Origin of the sequence: Lentzea pudingi (assembly GCF_014646255.1) — a bacterium.
Classification (GTDB): domain Bacteria; phylum Actinomycetota; class Actinomycetes; order Mycobacteriales; family Pseudonocardiaceae; genus Lentzea; species Lentzea pudingi.
Window position 1 is genome coordinate 535,084 of record NZ_BMNC01000004.1, and the last position, 16,521, is coordinate 551,604.

Genomic DNA, 16,521 nt, shown 5'->3' on the forward strand with positions numbered 1-16,521 from the left:
GAGGAAAGCCCGTAGCTTCAAGGTGTCGGGGAGGTACGGGTGATGAGTGACGTGCTGGCTGTCGAAGCCATCGGGGTCATCGGGGTCGTCAGGGGCAGGAACGACGTACCACCGCGCTTCCGGCCCCCTGCGCCACCGCGGCACTTCGTGGGCAGGGACGCCGAGCTGGCGGGCATCAGGGCCGGGGTGACGGTGCTGCACGGCGCGGCCGGGGCGGGCAAGACCGCGCTCGCGCTGAAGTGGTTGCGGGACAGGGGATCCGGCGCCCAGCTGTACCTCGATCTGGCCGCGCACGACCTGAGCCGGGTCCTGCGGGCGTTCGGTCTCGAGGCCGACCCCGCCGACGAACCGGCGGTGTTCCGCAGTCTCGTGCTGCGCCGGCAGTTCACCCTGTTGCTGGACAACGCGGACTCGGCCGAGCAGGTGACGCCGCTGCTGCCGGCGTCCGGCACCGTGCTCGTGACCAGCCGCCGGAACCTCGGCATCGGGCAGGGGATCGAGGTCGGGCCGCTCCCCGACGACGGACGGCTCGGGCCGTTGCTCGACCTGTCCTATGTGGAGCTTCCTGAACGGCAGGCGCGGCTCTACCGGCTCTGCGCGTGGGAGCCGGACGCGTTCGGCGTGCCGGCAGCGGCGGCGATCGCGGGAGAGTCCGAGTGCGACGTCGAGGACGCGCTGGACGACCTGGTGGAGAAGTCGTTGCTGACCGAGGTCGGCGACTACGCGTTCAGGTTCCATGACCTCGTGCGTGCCCATGCGCGCGCACAGCGTTATCAATCGTGAGACGGCCGTCGGAGCGTTTAACGCACAGCGCTCCGGTGAACGAACTTCCTTGCCAGTAAAGGGTTGTCCACACCGACCCGTCCCTTTCGGGAATCCGAATTGGTCATATCCTTCGCGTCATGCCGAAGGATTTCCGGGCCACGACGCTCGAACGCGCCATCGGGCGGCAGCTGGCCGGGTGGCGCGCCGAGCGCGAGCTGAGCCTCACCGAGGCCGGCCAGCGCGTGGGCTTCAGCAGCGCCAAGCTGTCCATGATGGAGAACGCGGTGCAGCCGTCGGCGCCGCTGGACGTCATGGCGCTCGGGTACGTCTACAAGGTGCCTGTCGTGGAATGGCAGTCCGTGGTGGTGCGGGCGCAACACGCGGAACGGGTGCGCGCGCGTTCGGCCGGAGGTCCTGACTTCGACCCGGCGGCGGACTTCGCGAACCTCGTGTTCGAGGCGACGCTGCTGCGGGTGTTCACGACGGATCTCGTGCCGGCGGTCTTCCAGCTCCCCGTCTACCTGAACGCGGTGATGCAGTCCGACGACCCGGTGCGCACGGCACGGCTCGCCATGGTGCGCGAGGCGTGGGCCTCCCGGCTGAACGGCAAGGACCCGTTGGTGGCGCACGCGGTGTTCCCGGAGGCGGTGCTGCGGCACGTGATCGGCGGGCCGCGGGTGATGAAGGCGCAGCTGCTGCACCTGATGGAGGTCAGCGAGCACCCGGCGGTCAGCGTGCGGGTGGTGCCGCGCGGCGCGGGGGCGTACCCGGCGATGGGCTCGCCGTTCACGTTGCTCGGGTTCCCGCACCGGCAGCACAACGACGTGGCCTACCTGGAGACGTTCATCAAGGGCGAGTACGTCGAGGAGCCGGGGCTCACCGAGGAGTGCGCGTCGCGGTTCGCGAGCCTGCAGGAGACCGCGCTCGGGGAGGGCGAGTCGCTGGAGCTCATCGCGGAGGCGGCGGCTGACCTGTAGAGATGTCGGATTCCTGAGAAAACTCCTGTTCGCCGCCCGGCAGGGGAAGGATCAGGAGCGCACCCCATCCGACTAGGAGGCGGCATGTACCGCAGATTCGGTGTCCTGCTCGCGGCGGTCCTGGGCGTCACGCTCACCGTCGTGGCGCCGGCCACCGCAGACGGTTCGAAGAGTTTCCCGACCGAGTTCGCCCTGCCCAACGGGTGGCAACCGGAAGGCATCGCGATCAGCGGCACGAAGGCCTACTTCGGGTCGCGGGCCGACGGGTCGATCTACGCGGCGGACCTGCGCACCGGCAAGGGCAAGGTGCTCGCCAAGGGGCCCGGCACGCCGTCGCTCGGCTTGAAGGTCGACGACCGCGAACGGCTGTGGGTCGCCGGTGGTGTTGGTGGCGACGCACGGGTCTATGACACGCGGTCGGGCAAGTTGCTGGCGAAGTTCCAGTTCGCGACCGCGGACACGTTCGTCAACGACGTCGTGCTGACCGAGAAGTCGGCGTGGTTCACCGACTCGCGCAAGGCGGTGCTCTACGAGGTGCCGCTGAACCTCAAACCGCACCGCACGCTCGCGTTGACCGGCGACCTCGTCGTCACCCCCGGCGCGACGAACCTCAACGGCATCGTCACCGGGCTCGACGGCGGTCTGATCGTCGTGCAGAGCAACACCGGAAAGCTGTTCCGGGCCGATCCCCGGAGCGGGAAAACGGCCGAGATCAATTTGAGCGGTCAAACACTCACCAATGGCGACGGTCTGTTGCGTGAGGGGCGGCAGTTGTACGTGGTGCAAAACCGCCTGAACAAAGTCGCGCGCTACACGCTCAGTCGTGACGGCGCGACGCTCGCGGCGGAACGCACGGACGCGCGGTTCGACGTTCCGACGACGGTGGCCGCGTTCGGCAAGCGCCTCTACCTGCCGAATGCCCGGTTCACGACGCCTCCGACGCCCGAGACGACCTACAACGTCGTCGCGGTGGAACGGCCGTAGAACGGGCCGACGGAACTAGCCCGTACGGGGGTTCTCACTAGGCAAGAACCCCCATACCAGGTGTTGCTGGACTCACTCGACTGGGTAGCCTGCGCAGCGCATGGTGCGTGTGATCGCTGTCATTGAGTAACGATGATCTCGGGCCGTAACCTGATTACAGCCGAAGGAGTTACTCAGGTAACCCGCAGCGCTAGCCGTGGGACACAGGAGACCGTGAGAGCGCTGTGAACGAGAAGAGCGGGTACACACCGACCAACTACCGGACCATTCGGTCGCGGCTGGCCGGTGTCGTGGTCGTTCCCAGCGTGGTGCTGCTGGTCATGTGGGCGGTTTTCTCCTCTTACACCCTTTTCGACGGCTTTTACATGAAGTCGGTCGCGACCGGGGTGAAGGGCGCGACGATCCCGTCCGTCGAGGCGCTCGCGGGCCTGCAGAAGGAACGCCAGCTGACCCTGGAGGTCCTCAGCAAGGCCGAGGGCGTCGACAAGGCCGGCCTGAAGCGCCAGCACGCCGTCACGGACGAAGCGGTGCGCAAGATGAAGGACGCGCTCGCCGAACTCTCCGAGCCCCAGGACACCGTCGACCGGATCAACGCGCTGAACTCCGCGCTGGGTGAACTGCCGCAGCAGCGGGCGGGCGTCGACTCGGGGTCGGCGAACCCGCAGGCGGTCTACGACTACTACAACAGCCTCCTCGACTCGGGCGTCGCGCTGCTGTCGCGGCAGGCGCGGCTCGTGCCCGATGCGGAGGCGAGCCAGGCGGGCGTCCAGGCCATCACGATCTTCCAGACCGCGGACTGGCTCTCGCGCGCTGCCACGATCGGGTCACGCGGACTGCTCAACGGCACGTTCACCGCGCCCGAACGCGTCGAGTTCGCCCGGCTGACCGGCGCCTACCACTCGGGCCTCGACACCACGATCCCGTTCGCGCTGCAGCAGCCGCGCTCGCAGTACGACGCGCTGCGCGGCAGCACCGAGTACCGGACGCTGCTCGACCTCGAAGGCAAGATCATCAACGGTGACAGGGCGGTCACCGACGTGCAGTGGCGCGGGGTGGCGAGCCCCGTGCACGACAACCTCGTCGGGCTCGCCGTCACGCAGGCCCGCGACGCCGCCGACCTCGGTCTCGACAAGGCCGACAGCCGGGTCGCCGCGGTGCTGATCGGCAGCCTCATCGCGTTGCTCGCGGTCGTCGTCGGCATCGTGCTGGCGCTGCGCATCTCGAACCGGCTCGTGTCGAAGGCCCTCGTCATGCGGCTGGCCTCGTTGCGGGAGGACACGCTGCGGCTGGCGCAGGAACGGCTGCCGCACATCGTGGCGCGCCTGCGCGGCGGGGAGCAGGTGGACGTGCACCGCGACATGCCGCCGCTCGACTACGGCAACGACGAGATCGGCCAGGTCGCCGACGCGTTCAACGCCGCCCAGTACACGGCCGTCGCGGCGGCGGTGAAGGAGACGCAGGCGCGCGAGGGCGTGAACCGGGTCTTCCTCGACATCGCGCACCGCAACCAGGGGCTCGTGCACCGCCAGCTCAAGATCCTCGACAAGCTGGAACGGGAAGAGGAACACCCCGAACAGCTCGACTCGCTCTTCCAGCTCGACCACCTGGCGACCAGGGCGCGCCGCAACGCGGAGAACCTGATCATCCTCGCCGGCGAGCAGCCCGGCAGGCAGTGGCGCAAACCGGTGCGGCTGAGCGACGTCATCCGCTCCGCCGTCGCCGAGACCGAGCAGTACGTCCGGGTCAGGGTCAACCCGGTGCCCGACCAAGCACTGGTGGGTGTGGCCGTCGCCGACACCATCCACCTGCTCGCGGAGCTCGTCGACAACGCGACGGCGTTCTCGTCGCCGCGGTCGGAGGTGACCGTCCACTCCAGCGCCGCGCCGCACGGCCTCGTCGTGGAGATCGAGGACCACGGCCTCGGCATGACGCAGGAAGAGCGCCTCCAGGCCAACGCGAAGCTCTCCAACCCACCCGACTTCGAGACGATGGCGTTCCGCGGCGAGTCCCGCCTCGGGCTGTTCGTCGTCGCCCGGCTGGCCGCACGGCGGGGCATCAAGGTGGAGCTGCGCGACTCGCCCTACGGCGGCACGGTCGCGTTGTGCGTGCTGCCGCCGAGCATCGTCGCCCCGCACAACACCGCGGGGGACATCACCGAGACCACGCAGATGCCGGTGCGGTCGTTCCACGACACGTACCACGGGCACGCCGAGGACCACCCGAGCTTTCCCGTGAAGGTGAATCCCGAAGTGCAGGAGGCACTGAACGCCGGGCTGAACGCGCTCGTAGAACCTGGTATGAGCGCATTCGCACCCGCGGCAGGCCCCGCAGCAGATGCATCGGTGGAGGAAGCGACCCCCGCGGCACCTCCGGCCCAGGACGGGAAGGCACCCCTTCCCCGCAGGAAGAAGCGGCAGAACCTCGCGCCGCAGCTCATGCAGTCCACGGAGGAGCCGCCCCACGCCGAGCCGGTGATCGGCGACAGGTCGGCCGAGCGCACCCGTGACGGGTTCGCCGCGTTCCAGCGGGGTACCCGTGACGCCCGGCTGACCGACGACTGGAGATCAGAAGGAGCCCCCTCGTCATGAAGGACACTGCAAGCCAGCACGGCGAACTGAACTGGTTGCTGGAGGACCTGATCCAGCGAGTGGTCGGCGCCCGCCACGCGGTCGTGCTGTCGGCGGACGGACTCCTGCTCGGCCGCTCGGCCGGGCTGTCCCGCGACGACTCGGAGCACCTGTCCGCGATGGCGTCGGCGTTCCAGTCGCTCGCCCGCGGCACCGGCCGCCATTTCGGTGGTGGCGCCGTCCGGCAGACCATCGTCGAGATGGAGCACGCATACTTGTTCGTGACCGCTGCCGGTCACGGCGCCTGCCTGGCCGTGCTGGGTGAGGAGGACGCGGACATGGGCATGATCGCGTACGAGATGAACATGCTGGTCAAGCGCGTGGGCACGTACCTCTCGTCGGCTCCTCGCGCGGAGACCGCGACCGTTCCCTCGGCGCGTGAGTCTCGCTGATGACCTCGCGCGAGGACTGGTGGTACGACGAGGCCGCGGGGCCGCTGGTGCGGCCCTACGCGATGGTGCGTGGCCGCACCCGGCCGAACGCGCCTGACCTCCACCTCGTGACGCAGGTCCGGGCCTCCTCGTTTGCGTCCGACCAGACGTCGCTGACGGTCGAACATCGCGAGATCATGGCCCTGTGCGCACGCCCCCTCTCGGTCGCCGAGGTCGCCGCCTACCTCGACGTGCCGCTCGTCGTGGTGAAGGTCCTGCTGTCGGACCTCATCGAGCGGGGTGACGTGCTCGTGCAGACTTCCACCCCCAAGATTCCCGACAGGGATCTCCTGCAGGCCGTACTGGATGGTGTTCGTGGGATCTGATGGCCAGCTGACCGTGCCGACCGCGGTCAAGATCGTCATCGCGGGCGGGTTCGGCACCGGCAAGACCACGATGGTCGCGTCGGTGTCCGAGATCCCGCCGCTGCGGACCGAGGAACTGCTCACCGAGGCCGGCGTGCACGTCGACGACCTCGCGGGCATCGAGGGCAAGGACACCACCACGGTCGCCCTCGACTTCGGTCGCATCACCATCAACACCAAGGTGGTGCTGTACCTGTTCGGCACGCCCGGCCAGAACAGGTTCTGGTTCATGTGGGACGAGCTGGCGACCGGCGCGATCGGCGCCGTGGTCCTGGTGGACACGCGCCGGCTCGACTCGTCGTTCCCCTCGATCGACTTCTTCGAGCACCGGGCGATCCCGTTCATCGTCGCCGTGAACTGCTTCGACGGGTCGCAGTTGTACACGGTGGACGAGGTCCGGCACGCCCTCGACCTGGACGAGCAGATCCCGGTGATCCTGTGCGACGCGCGGGACCGGGAGTCGTCGAAGGCCGTGCTGGTGGAGCTGATCCAGCACTCGATGAACCGGCTGGCGGCGGTCTAGGCGGTCGCTCACGGGGTGCGCGTCCGCGGGCCGGGTGCCTTCGCGGACGACGCGCTCGGCGATCCGCAGCGCTTCGGTCAGCGGCATCGTGTCCGCGTCCGGGTACCCGTTGGCCTGGCCGTAGGACGAAGCCCTCGCTGATCCCCTGGACACCGGGTCGGTGGCGTGCTCGCCCGTGTCTCCTTCTTCCTCCAGCAGCATGACCATCGCGCGCCCGGTGTTCGTGACGAAAGCGAGCAGGCAGCCAGGCTCGCTGGTCAGCCACCTTTCGAGGTGTCCGGCGTCGATGCGCGCGCGAAGAACGGCGCCCACCTCGTCCGATGCGAGGCGAGCGCCGTCCAGGGGCCACCCGTCAGCGAGCTACTTCGCGTAGTTGTGGAACCCGCGACCCGACTTCTTGCCCAGCAGGCCCGCGTCCACCATGCGCAGCAGCAGCGGCGGCGGCGAGTAGAGCGGCTCCTTGAACTCGTCGTACATCGACTCGGCGATGGCCTTCGTGGTGTCGAGGCCGATCAGGTCGGTGAGGCGCAGCGGGCCCATCGGGTGCGCGCAGCCGAGCACCATGCCGTTGTCGATGTCGTCGGCCGAGGCGAAGCCGGACTCGAGCATGCGGATCGAGGAGAGCAGGTAGGGGATCAGCAGCGCGTTGACCACGAAGCCTGCGCGGTCCTGCGAGCGGATGACCTCCTTGTGCAGGGTCTCGCGCACGAACGTCTCGGCGCGGTCCTGCGTGGCGGCGCCCGTGAGCAGGGACGGCACGATCTCCACGAGCTTGAGCACCGGCACCGGGTTGAAGAAGTGCACGCCGATGACGTGCTCCGGCCGGTTCGTGGCCATGCCGAGCTTCATGATCGGGATGGACGACGTGTTGGACGCGAAGATGGCGTCCTCGTCCGTCACGACCTTGTCCAGCGCGGTGAAGACGTCGGTCTTGATCTGCTCGTTCTCGGCGACCGCCTCGACCACGAACTGCCGGTCGGCGAACTCGCCGATGTCGGTGGTGAACCGGATGCGGCCGATGGCGGCGTCGCGGTCCTCCTCGCTGAGCTTGCCGGACTTGACGCCCCTGGCGAGCGAGGTGGCGATCCGCCCCTGCGCTGCCTCGGCCGCGCCCGCGTTGACCTCGACGACGATGACGTCGAGGCCGGCGCGTGCGCTCACTTCGGCGATTCCGGAGCCCATGAGGCCGGAACCGACGACTCCCACACGTTGAATGTCACTCACGCGACCGATCCTGCCACGAGTGGCTCGAAACGAGGTCGCGGAGCGTCTCCTGCACGGTGAACGCGTAGTCCCCGACCGGCCGGTAGCCGAGTGCCGACGCCCGGGACGTGTCCAGGACGAAGCCGCGGTGCCACGGGTGGAGGCCCGCTTCGGCGTGGTCCAGCAGGATCTCGTGCCACGTCCAGCCGAGCGAGCGCGCGATGATCCGCGAGATCTCCAGGCCGTTCGGGGCGTCCGGGTCGGCCGCGTTCAGCACCCGCGCGCCGGGGTGCTCCCCAGCCGTCTCGATCAGCGCGGCCAGGTTCGCGGCGGCGGTCGGGTGGTCGACGCCCTCGCCGCGCGACGCCAGCACGACGACGCGGTTCCCGGCGAGGATCCGTTCCACGAAGTACCGCTCCAGCGGGCGCTTGTTGCCCGGTCCGTGCACTTTGGACGGTCGCAGCACGGTGACCGGAAGGCCGCTGTCGAGCAACGTCCGTTCGGCCGCGACCTTGTTCGGCCCGTAGCCCTCGCGGCTGAACGGGTCCGAGTCGAGCGGCGCGAGCGTCGGCTGGTCCTCCGTGACCGGGCCGTCGAAGCGGGGAGGCTCGGCGGAGTTGACGTGCCGGCCGGCCGCATCCGCGTACACGGCCTTGGCGGAGATCATCACGGTCGAGGCGGCCTTGCGCGCCGACGGCAGCAGCGTGCGGGCGTCGGCGGCCGAGTAGCAGAGGGTGTCGACCGGCAGGTCGGCGCCGTCTCCCATCGCGCGGGCCAGGGCGGAAGGATCGGAGCGGTCGACCTCACGGCCGGGGGCGTCGACGGTCCAGCCCGCCTGCCGCAGCCGCCGAGCGGCGGCACGGCCGATGAGGCCCGTGCCGCCGAGGATCAACGCTCGCTTGCTCACCCGAGCCAGTAGATCAGAGGCCGAGGCCCTCGGTCAGGCCGCCGACGCCGTCGAGGACGTCCAGGTCGCCGAGCGTGTCGCCGCCGAGCACGTTGCCCACGGTGCCGTCGACGACGCCGTGGACGGTGTCGTGCACGCCGCTGACCGGCGCGACGTCCGGGACGACGTCGTGGGCCACGTCGGTGATGTGCGTGACGTCGGTGGTGACGGCGCCGAGCACACCGGGCACGCCGTCGACGGAGACGACGCCGGTCACGCCGGTGACGGTGCCGAGGACGCCGCCGACGTCCGCCAGACCGGTCGCCGTGCCGAGCAGGTCGCCGGTGCCGGCGAGACCCGTGACACCGGACAGGTCGGTGACGTTGCCGAGGTCCGTGACGCCGCCCAGGCCGGCCGCGTCGCCGAAGCCGGGGACGACGCCGGTGACGGCGTCGAGGGTGCTCGACACGTCGCAGTGGCCGGCCAGGTCGCCGGTGAAGCCGTTGGCGGCGTCGAGGTTCGCGAGGCCCGCGAGGGCGTTGTAGGACGAGAGGCCGCCGACGTCCGCGACCGAGGCGGCGTCGAGCACCAGCGGGAGGATCTCCCGGACGTCACCGGGGGTGATGTCGCTCAGGCCGCAGGAGCCCAGGACGCCTTCGGGATCGAGGTCGAACGCCGACAGGGCCGCCGGGTCGTTCAGGAGGTTCAGGGCGAACTCCTGCAGCGTGGCCGGCTGGGCCTCCTGCGGCACGGCCGCCGGGGTGACCTCGGGCGCGGTGGGCGCGACGGGCTGCTGCGGGGTGGCCGGCTGGATGTCCTGCTGCATCATGGAGTGAAGCTCCTACGGCGTTTCGGGGGATGTCGCCGGAACCGTAGTGAGATCAACATCCCCCTGACATCGGGTGAGATCCCTAGACTTCCGGCGGCCGAACTCCTTAGGGGCCGAAGGTCACCCGTTAGGGGGACGTCGAACTCGTTAGGGGTACCGCTTCCACCCGCAGACGCCGAACGGCGGCACGGCCGGTGACGACCGTGCCGCCGCTCGCGTGATCAGTCGAGCTCCGCCTCCGCCTTCGCGATCGCCGCGAACTCCTCCTCCGGAGCGTTCGCGACCAGGTGATGACGGCTGTAGAACCAGTAGTACGCCACGGCGACCAGCACGATGCCCGCTGTCACAGCAGCAGCGACCTCGTCCACGAAGAACGTCGCGATGACCGCCGCGACGGCGAGAACGAGAGCCACGCTCGTGGTCACCACACCGCCAGGAGTCCGGTACGGGCGTGGCAGGTCCGGCGCTGTCTTTCGCAGAACGATGTGCGACAGCATCATCAGCACGTAGGACAGTGCGGCACCGAACACCGCGATGTTGATGAGCCGGGCACCACCCGTGACGGGGTCGATCGTCTTCATCGTCGTCGCCAAGACGAACCCGATGGTGCCGGGCACGATCAGCGCCAGGTACGGCGTCTTGCGCTTGCCGGTCTTCGACAGCCAGCGCGGCAGATAACCCGCGCGCGACAACGCGAACAGCTGCCGCGAGTAGGCGTAGATGATCGAGAAGAACGACGCGACCAGACCCGCGAGACCGACGTAGTTCACGAGCTGCGCCAGGAACGTGTCACCGCCGTAGGCCGCCCGGACCGCCTCGGGCAACGGGTTCCCGGACGCCTCCAGCGCCTTCGAGCCCGCACCGCCGGGCGCCACGAGCAGGATCGCCGCCGCGAACACCAGCAGCACGACCATCGCGCCGATGATCCCGCGAGGCATGTCCCGCTTGGGATCCCGCGCTTCCTCGGCGGCCAGCGGCACGCCCTCCACCGCGAGGAAGAACCAGATCGCGAACACGATCGCGCCCCACGCCCCGGTCACGCCCATCGGCAGGAACGAGCCGTCGCCGATGTCGAACAGCTTGGCGGAGTCGAACTTCGGGATCATGCCCGCCACGAACGCGACCAGCGCGACGACGGCGACACCGGTGATCACGAACATCACCCGCAGCGCCTCGCCGACGCCGTAGAGGTGGATGCCGACGAAGACGATGTAGCACGCGAGGTACACCGGCCACGTGGCGTCCAGCAGACCGAGAGCCTTGACGTAGTCGCCGATGAACACCGAGATCGCCGCGGGAGCGATGGCGTACTCGATGAGGATGGCGATACCTGTGGCGTACCCGCCCAACGGGCCGAGCGCGCGCCTCGCGAAACCGTAGCCCGCGCCCGCGACGGGCAGCGCTGAGGCGAGTTCGGCGAGACCGAACACCATGCACGTGTACATCGTCGCCATCAGGATCGTGGCGACCAGCATCCCGCCCCAGCCACCCTGGGCGAGGCCGAAGTTCCACCCGGCGAAGTCGCCGGAGATCACGTACGAGACACCCAGCCCGGCCAGCAGGACCCACCCCGCCGCGCCACGCTTGAGCTGACGGTGCTCCAGGTAGTCGCTGCTCACCTTCTCGTACTCGACGTGCTTGGCCATATGGACTCCTAACAGTCCTTTAAGCAGTGGTTGAGGGTGGCGCTCGTCACCCGGTGGTGTCAAGATGATGCGGTCAATGGCTCGCAGACATACCTTTGGAGGAACGCGGAGATGCTGACCGTCGAGGAGTTGAGCGTGGCCGTGGACGCCGGTGAGATCGACACCGTCCTGGTCGCGATCGTGGACATGCAGGGTCGCCTGCAGGGCAAGCGGTGCGCCGCTCAGTACTTCCTCGACGAGGTTCTCGGCCACTCCGCGGAGGGCTGCAACTACATGCTCGCGGTCGACGTCGAGATGAACCCGGTCAGCGGCTTCGAGATGTCGAGCTGGGAGCGCGGGTACGGCGACTTCGTGATGAAGCCCGACGTCGAGACGCTCCGCCGCGTGCCGTGGCAGGAGGGCACCGCCCTTGTCATGTGCGACGTCGTCTGGGAGAACGGTGACCCCGTCGTCGCCTCGCCGCGGCAGATCCTGCGCAAGCAACTCGACCGGCTCGCCGCGCTCGGCCTGGACTGCTACGTCGGCACCGAGCTGGAGTTCATCCTCTTCGAAGACTCCTACGAGCAGGCGTGGAACGCCGGCTACCGCAACCTCACGCCGTCCAACCAGTACAACGTCGACTACTCGTTGCTCGGCACCGCGCGCGTGGAACCGTTGCTGCGCGCCATCCGCAACGGCATGACGGGCGCGGGCATGGTCGTCGAGTCGGCCAAGGGGGAGTGCAACCCCGGCCAGCACGAGATCGCGTTCAAGTACACGACGGCACTGCGCACCTGCGACCAGCACGCGATCTACAAGAACGGCTCCAAGGAGATCGCGTCGCAGCAGGGCAAGGCGCTCACGTTCATGGCGAAGTACAACGAACGCGAGGGCAACTCCTGCCACATCCACCTGTCCTTGCGCTCCAAGGACGGTGAGCCGGTCTTCGCCGAGGGCCACGGCATGTCGAAGCTGATGAAGCACTTCCTCGCGGGCCAGCTGGCCGCGCTGCGCGAGTTCACCTACTTCCTCGCCCCGAACATCAACTCCTACAAGCGTTTCGTGCAGGGCTCGTTCGCGCCGACCGCCGTCGCGTGGGGCCGGGACAACCGCACGTGCGCGCTCCGGGTCGTCGGTCACGGCCAGTCCCTGAGGTTCGAGAACCGGGTACCCGGCGGGGACGTCAACCCGTACCTCGCGGTGGCGGCGCTGATCGCGGCCGGTCTGCACGGCGTCGAGCAGGAGCTGGAGCTGGAGGACGAGTTCGTCGGCAACGCCTACGCGTCCGACCGCCCGACGGTGCCGACGACGCTGCGCGAGGCCGCGGACCTGTTCGCGGCCAGCGAGATCGCGCGGTCGGCGTTCGGCAAGGAGGTCGTCGACCACTACCTGAACGCGGCGAAGGTCGAGCTCGCGGCGTTCGACGCGGCGGTCACGGACTGGGAGAAGGTACGCGGTTTTGAGCGCCTCTAAGCCACTCATCGGCATCAGCACCTACCTGGAGCGCACGCGCTTCGGGCACTGGGACGTGGAGGCCGCGGTGCTCTACCGCGGCTACCTCGACTGCGTGGTCCAGGCGGGCGGCAACCCCGTCATGCTGCCCCCGGTCGGTGCCTGGAACGCCGAGACCATCGCGTTCCTCGACGGCCTGGTGATCGCGGGCGGCGCCGACGTCGACCCCGCCGCCTACGGTGCCGAGAAGCACGAGAAGACCGGCGAGCCGCACCCCACCCGTGACGAGGCCGAGTTCGCGCTGGTCGAGGCCGCGTTGAAGCTCGACCTGCCGGTGCTCGGGGTGTGCCGGGGCATGCAGGTCCTCAACGTGGCACTGGGCGGCACGCTGCACCAGCACATCGAGGGCCACAACCCGGCGCCCGCGGTGTTCGAGCACACCGAGATCGCCGTGGCCGAAGGCTCCGCGCTGCACCGGGTTCTCGGCGATCGAACGACCGTTCAGTGCCACCACCACCAGTCGCTCGACCGGATCGCCGACGGGCTCCGCGTCACCGCGCAGGCACCGGACGGCACGGTCGAGGCCGTCGAACTGGAGGGCGCGCGGTTCGTCGTGGGCGTGCAGTCGCACCCCGAGCAGGACATCGAGGACCTGAGGCTGTTCGAAGCACTCGTGGACGTGGCAAGGAGTAGAGCGCTGTGAGCTTTGACGTCATCAACCCGGCCACCGAGAAGGTCGTGCGGACCGTCCCGCACACCACTCTCGATGACACGGACGCGGCGATCAGCCGGGCGCAGAAGGCGTTCGAGAGCTGGCGGGACGTCGCACCCGGCGACCGCGCCCGGCTGCTGCGCAGGTTCGCGGAGGTCGTCGACTCCCACGTCGAGGAGCTCGCGCTGCTCGAAGTCGAGAACTCCGGCCACACCATCGGCAACGCGCGGTGGGAGGCGGGCAACGTCCGCGACGTGCTGCAGTACTACTCGGCCGCGCCGGAACGCCTGTTCGGCAAGCAGATCCCGGTCGCGGGCGGGCTCGACGTCACGTTCCACGAGCCGCTCGGCGTGGTCGGCGTGATCGTGCCGTGGAACTTCCCGATGCCCATCGCGGGCTGGGGGTTCGCGCCCGCTCTCGCGGCCGGCAACACCGTCGTGCTCAAACCTGCCGAGATCACGCCGCTGACCGCGATCCGGCTGGGCGAGCTCGCGCTGGAGGCGGGCATCCCGGAGGGCGTCTTCCAGGTGCTGCCGGGCAAGGGCAGCGTCGTCGGCAACCGGTTCGTCACGCACCCGTTGGTGCGCAAGGTCGTCTTCACCGGCTCCACCGAGGTCGGCAAGCAGATCATGGCCGGCTGCGCGAACCAGGTGAAGCGGGTGACGCTGGAGCTGGGCGGCAAGTCCGCGAACATCGTCTTCGCGGACTCCGACCTGGAGAAGGCCGCCGCCACCGCGCCGTACGGGGTGTTCGACAACGCCGGGCAGGACTGCTGCGCGCGTTCGCGGATCCTCGTGCAGGCCAGCGTCTACGACAGGTTCATGGAGCTGCTGGAGCCCGCGGTCAAGGGCGTGAAGGTCGGCGAGCCCGGTGACGAGGCCACCGAGATGGGGCCGCTCATCAGCGCGGCGCACCTGAGCAAGGTCACGTCTTACGTCCCAGACGACGCGCCCGTCGCGTTCCGGGGCAGCGCGCCGGACGGACCGGGTTTCTGGTTCCCGCCGACCGTGCTCACGCCCGCCTACGACCACCCGGCGGTCACCGAGGAGATCTTCGGCCCGGTCGTCGTCGTGCTGCCGTTCACCGATGAGGCCGACGCGATCCGCATCGCGAACGACTCCGAGTACGGCCTGTCCGGTTCCATCTGGACCCAGGACGTCGGCCGTGCGATCCGCGTCTCACGGGCCGTCGAGGCCGGGAACCTCTCGGTGAACTCGCACTCGTCCGTCCGCTACTCGACGCCGTTCGGTGGCGTGAAGCAGTCCGGGCTCGGCCGTGAGCTCGGCCCGGACGCGCTCGACTCGTTCACCGAAGTCAAGAACGTCTTCATCGCCACCTGATTCCGGACAGACCCGAACGACGAGGAGAACAAGAGATGGTGCAGCGACTCGAGGGCCGGGTGGCCGTCGTGACGGGTGGCGGCAGCGGGATCGGACTCGCGACCGCGCGCAGGTTCGCGAGCGAGGGCGCGAAGGTCGTCGTCGCCGACCTCGACCCCGCGTCGGGCAAGGCGGCCGCGGACGAGGTCGGCGGGCTGTTCGTCCAGGTCGACGTGACCGACGAGGAACAGGTCAAAGCGCTGTTCCAGACCACTGTGGACACTTACGGCAAGCTGGACATCGCGTTCAACAACGCCGGTATCTCGCCGCCCGACGACGACTCGATCCTCACCACGGGCCTCGAGGCGTGGGAACGCGTGCAGAAGGTGAACCTCACGTCGGTTTATTTGTGTTGCAAGTACGCCATTCCGCACATGCAGGCGGGCGGCAAGGGTTCCATCATCAACACGGCGTCGTTCGTGGCGACGATGGGCGCGGCGACGTCGCAGATCTCCTACACGGCGTCGAAGGGCGGCGTGCTCGCGATGTCGCGTGAGCTCGGCGTGCAGTTCGCGCGCGAGGGCATCCGCGTCAACGCCCTGTCTCCCGGCCCGGTCAACACCCCGCTGTTGCGGGAGCTGTTCGCGAAGGACCCGGAGCGGGCCGCGCGCCGGCTCGTCCACGTACCGCTCGGTCGGTTCGCCGAACCCGAGGAGATCGCCGCTGCGGTCGCGTTCCTGGCGTCCGACGACTCGTCGTTCATGACCGCGTCGAACTTCCTCGTGGACGGCGGCATCGCCGGCGCGTACGTGACACCGCTCTAGGCCCCGTCCTGCAAGTCCGCCCGCGACAGTCGCGGCCGAGGGCCCCGGAGGCGGCACCGCCACAACGCCCGAATACCTCCGGTATGAGGACGTCGCGGCGGCACCACCTCCGGGACTCTCGACCGTGACTCTCATCGAACAGACCTACAGGACAGGGCCCAGCCATGACGGAGCACGCGCAGGACGCGTTGTTCCGCCCGGTGCGGGCGGGCAACGCGTTCGAGGAGACCGTCGAACGGCTCATGCAGTCCATCCGGCTCGGCGTCGTCGCGCCGGGGGAGCGGCTGCCGTCCGAACGGGAACTGGCCACCCGGCTCGGCGTGAGCCGGGTGACCGTGCGCGAGGCCATCAGGTCGTTGCAGGAGAACCATTTCGTGGAGTCCCGAAGGGGACGGTACGGCGGTACGTTCGTCAACGAGGTGCTGCCGAAGTCCGCGCCCGCCAAGGAGTTCGGCGACCTCCACGACGTGCTGACGCTGCGCAGGGTGCTCGAGACCGGTGCGGCGGAGACGGCGGCGGGACGGTCTCTGGGGCCCGCCGAACGGCGCGGGCTGCGCGCTCGCCTGGAGGAGGCCTCCACGTCGACGGTCGCGGAATACCGGCGCAAGGATTCACGTCTGCACCTCGCCATCGCCGAGGCCACCGGCTCCGCGGCGCTGACCGCCGCCGTCGCCGAGTCGCGGATGCGCGCGAACGAGCTGCTCGACCACATCCCGCTGCTCGAACCGAACCTCGCGCACTCCAACGCCCAGCACGAGCGCGTCATCGCCTCCATTTTGGACGGAGACCCAGCCGGGGCGCGCCGGGCGATGGCCGAGCACCTCGACGGCACCGCCTCGTTGTTGCGGGGCTTCTTGGTCTGACCGGTCAGACTCCGGCGATTGCCGCAGTGGGAGCGCTACCGGGCATCTTGCGGGCGGTGTGAAAACGTTTACAGGTCCAAATGTCCCGTTGTCATGCGAATTCCGCATGACACAAGGCTTGGCCTGAGCCTTGCGG

At 69.1% G+C, this 16,521-nt stretch carries 16 protein-coding genes; 12 read left to right on the plus strand and 4 right to left on the minus strand.

The window, feature by feature from the left end:
- Nucleotides 1–42: 42 nt before the first annotated feature.
- The 7 genes from IEY88_RS17935 to IEY88_RS17965 all read left to right on the plus strand — a co-directional run bounded on the left by IEY88_RS17935 (nt 43) and on the right by IEY88_RS17965 (nt 6,672).
- Complete coding sequence (locus tag IEY88_RS17935; RefSeq protein WP_189155879.1) at nt 43–783, plus strand: hypothetical protein; 741 nt, start codon at nt 43–45, stop codon at nt 781–783.
- 119 nt (nt 784–902) lie between these two features.
- Nucleotides 903–1,742 carry a helix-turn-helix domain-containing protein gene (locus IEY88_RS17940; protein WP_189155880.1) on the plus strand — a complete coding sequence of 280 codons (840 nt, stop codon included), beginning with the start codon at nt 903–905 and terminating at the stop codon, nt 1,740–1,742.
- A gap of 84 nt (nt 1,743–1,826) precedes the next feature.
- Nucleotides 1,827–2,726 carry an SMP-30/gluconolactonase/LRE family protein gene (locus tag IEY88_RS17945; protein ID WP_189155881.1) on the plus strand — a complete coding sequence of 300 codons (900 nt, stop codon included), beginning with the start codon at nt 1,827–1,829 and terminating at the stop codon, nt 2,724–2,726.
- 224 nt (nt 2,727–2,950) lie between these two features.
- Nucleotides 2,951–5,314 (plus strand): sensor histidine kinase, encoded by a 2,364-nt coding sequence (locus IEY88_RS17950; RefSeq protein WP_308425992.1) that lies wholly within the window; start codon nt 2,951–2,953, stop codon nt 5,312–5,314.
- On the plus strand, nt 5,311–5,745 hold the full coding sequence (locus IEY88_RS17955) for a roadblock/LC7 domain-containing protein (protein WP_189155882.1): 435 nt from the start codon (nt 5,311–5,313) through the stop codon (nt 5,743–5,745). The genes IEY88_RS17950 and IEY88_RS17955 overlap by 4 nt, the downstream gene beginning before the upstream one ends.
- Nucleotides 5,745–6,110: a DUF742 domain-containing protein gene (locus IEY88_RS17960; RefSeq protein ID WP_189155883.1), complete on the plus strand. Its 366-nt coding sequence runs from the start codon at nt 5,745–5,747 to the stop codon at nt 6,108–6,110. The genes IEY88_RS17955 and IEY88_RS17960 overlap by 1 nt, the downstream gene beginning before the upstream one ends.
- Entirely contained in the window at nt 6,091–6,672 is a 582-nt protein-coding gene (locus IEY88_RS17965) for a GTP-binding protein (RefSeq protein ID WP_189155884.1), read from the plus strand. The genes IEY88_RS17960 and IEY88_RS17965 overlap by 20 nt, the downstream gene beginning before the upstream one ends.
- A 360-nt stretch (nt 6,673–7,032) precedes the next feature.
- On the opposite strand, the gene IEY88_RS17970 is transcribed toward IEY88_RS17965, so the two are convergent.
- From IEY88_RS17970 to eat, 4 genes are all read right to left on the minus strand, one after another.
- Complete coding sequence (locus tag IEY88_RS17970) at nt 7,033–7,896, minus strand: 3-hydroxybutyryl-CoA dehydrogenase (RefSeq protein WP_189155885.1); 864 nt, start codon at nt 7,894–7,896, stop codon at nt 7,033–7,035.
- Nucleotides 7,889–8,782, minus strand: a complete 894-nt coding sequence (locus IEY88_RS17975) for an NAD-dependent epimerase/dehydratase family protein (RefSeq protein WP_229693487.1) — start codon at nt 8,780–8,782, stop codon at nt 7,889–7,891. Before IEY88_RS17975 ends, IEY88_RS17970 begins: the two co-directional genes overlap by 8 nt.
- A 13-nt stretch (nt 8,783–8,795) precedes the next feature.
- Nucleotides 8,796–9,590 (minus strand): IniB N-terminal domain-containing protein, encoded by a 795-nt coding sequence (locus tag IEY88_RS17980; protein ID WP_189155886.1) that lies wholly within the window; start codon nt 9,588–9,590, stop codon nt 8,796–8,798.
- Nucleotides 9,591–9,811: 221 nt separating this feature from the next.
- Entirely contained in the window at nt 9,812–11,236 is a 1,425-nt protein-coding gene (eat, locus tag IEY88_RS17985) for an ethanolamine permease (RefSeq protein WP_189155887.1), read from the minus strand.
- Nucleotides 11,237–11,347: 111 nt separating this feature from the next.
- Between eat and IEY88_RS17990 the strand changes: the two genes are divergently transcribed.
- The 5 genes from IEY88_RS17990 to IEY88_RS18010 all read left to right on the plus strand — a co-directional run bounded on the left by IEY88_RS17990 (nt 11,348) and on the right by IEY88_RS18010 (nt 16,385).
- Nucleotides 11,348–12,688 carry a glutamine synthetase family protein gene (locus IEY88_RS17990; RefSeq protein WP_189155888.1) on the plus strand — a complete coding sequence of 447 codons (1,341 nt, stop codon included), beginning with the start codon at nt 11,348–11,350 and terminating at the stop codon, nt 12,686–12,688.
- Nucleotides 12,675–13,370 (plus strand): gamma-glutamyl-gamma-aminobutyrate hydrolase family protein, encoded by a 696-nt coding sequence (locus IEY88_RS17995; RefSeq protein WP_229693488.1) that lies wholly within the window; start codon nt 12,675–12,677, stop codon nt 13,368–13,370. The genes IEY88_RS17990 and IEY88_RS17995 overlap by 14 nt, the downstream gene beginning before the upstream one ends.
- On the plus strand, nt 13,367–14,719 hold the full coding sequence (locus tag IEY88_RS18000; protein ID WP_189155889.1) for an aldehyde dehydrogenase family protein: 1,353 nt from the start codon (nt 13,367–13,369) through the stop codon (nt 14,717–14,719). The genes IEY88_RS17995 and IEY88_RS18000 overlap by 4 nt, the downstream gene beginning before the upstream one ends.
- A gap of 35 nt (nt 14,720–14,754) precedes the next feature.
- Nucleotides 14,755–15,522, plus strand: a complete 768-nt coding sequence (locus IEY88_RS18005) for a 3-oxoacyl-ACP reductase (protein ID WP_189155890.1) — start codon at nt 14,755–14,757, stop codon at nt 15,520–15,522.
- Nucleotides 15,523–15,686: 164 nt separating this feature from the next.
- Nucleotides 15,687–16,385, plus strand: a complete 699-nt coding sequence (locus IEY88_RS18010; RefSeq protein WP_189155891.1) for a FadR/GntR family transcriptional regulator — start codon at nt 15,687–15,689, stop codon at nt 16,383–16,385.
- Nucleotides 16,386–16,521 lie beyond the last annotated feature (136 nt).

What these genes read in the sequence shown, in the direction of transcription:
- IEY88_RS18005 (WP_189155890.1), top strand. Translation starts at nt 14,755, where the DNA reads ATGGTGCAGCGACTCGAGGGCCGGGTGGCCGTCGTGACGGGTGGCGGC.
- IEY88_RS17980 (WP_189155886.1), bottom strand. Translation starts at nt 9,590, where the DNA reads ATGATGCAGCAGGACATCCAGCCGGCCACCCCGCAGCAGCCCGTCGCG.
- IEY88_RS17945 (WP_189155881.1), top strand. Translation starts at nt 1,827, where the DNA reads ATGTACCGCAGATTCGGTGTCCTGCTCGCGGCGGTCCTGGGCGTCACG.
- eat (WP_189155887.1), bottom strand. Translation starts at nt 11,236, where the DNA reads ATGGCCAAGCACGTCGAGTACGAGAAGGTGAGCAGCGACTACCTGGAG.
- IEY88_RS17960 (WP_189155883.1), top strand. Translation starts at nt 5,745, where the DNA reads ATGACCTCGCGCGAGGACTGGTGGTACGACGAGGCCGCGGGGCCGCTG.
- IEY88_RS18010 (WP_189155891.1), top strand. Translation starts at nt 15,687, where the DNA reads ATGACGGAGCACGCGCAGGACGCGTTGTTCCGCCCGGTGCGGGCGGGC.
- IEY88_RS17990 (WP_189155888.1), top strand. Translation starts at nt 11,348, where the DNA reads ATGCTGACCGTCGAGGAGTTGAGCGTGGCCGTGGACGCCGGTGAGATC.
- IEY88_RS17965 (WP_189155884.1), top strand. Translation starts at nt 6,091, where the DNA reads ATGGTGTTCGTGGGATCTGATGGCCAGCTGACCGTGCCGACCGCGGTC.
- IEY88_RS17940 (WP_189155880.1), top strand. Translation starts at nt 903, where the DNA reads ATGCCGAAGGATTTCCGGGCCACGACGCTCGAACGCGCCATCGGGCGG.
- IEY88_RS17955 (WP_189155882.1), top strand. Translation starts at nt 5,311, where the DNA reads ATGAAGGACACTGCAAGCCAGCACGGCGAACTGAACTGGTTGCTGGAG.
- IEY88_RS17935 (WP_189155879.1), top strand. Translation starts at nt 43, where the DNA reads ATGAGTGACGTGCTGGCTGTCGAAGCCATCGGGGTCATCGGGGTCGTC.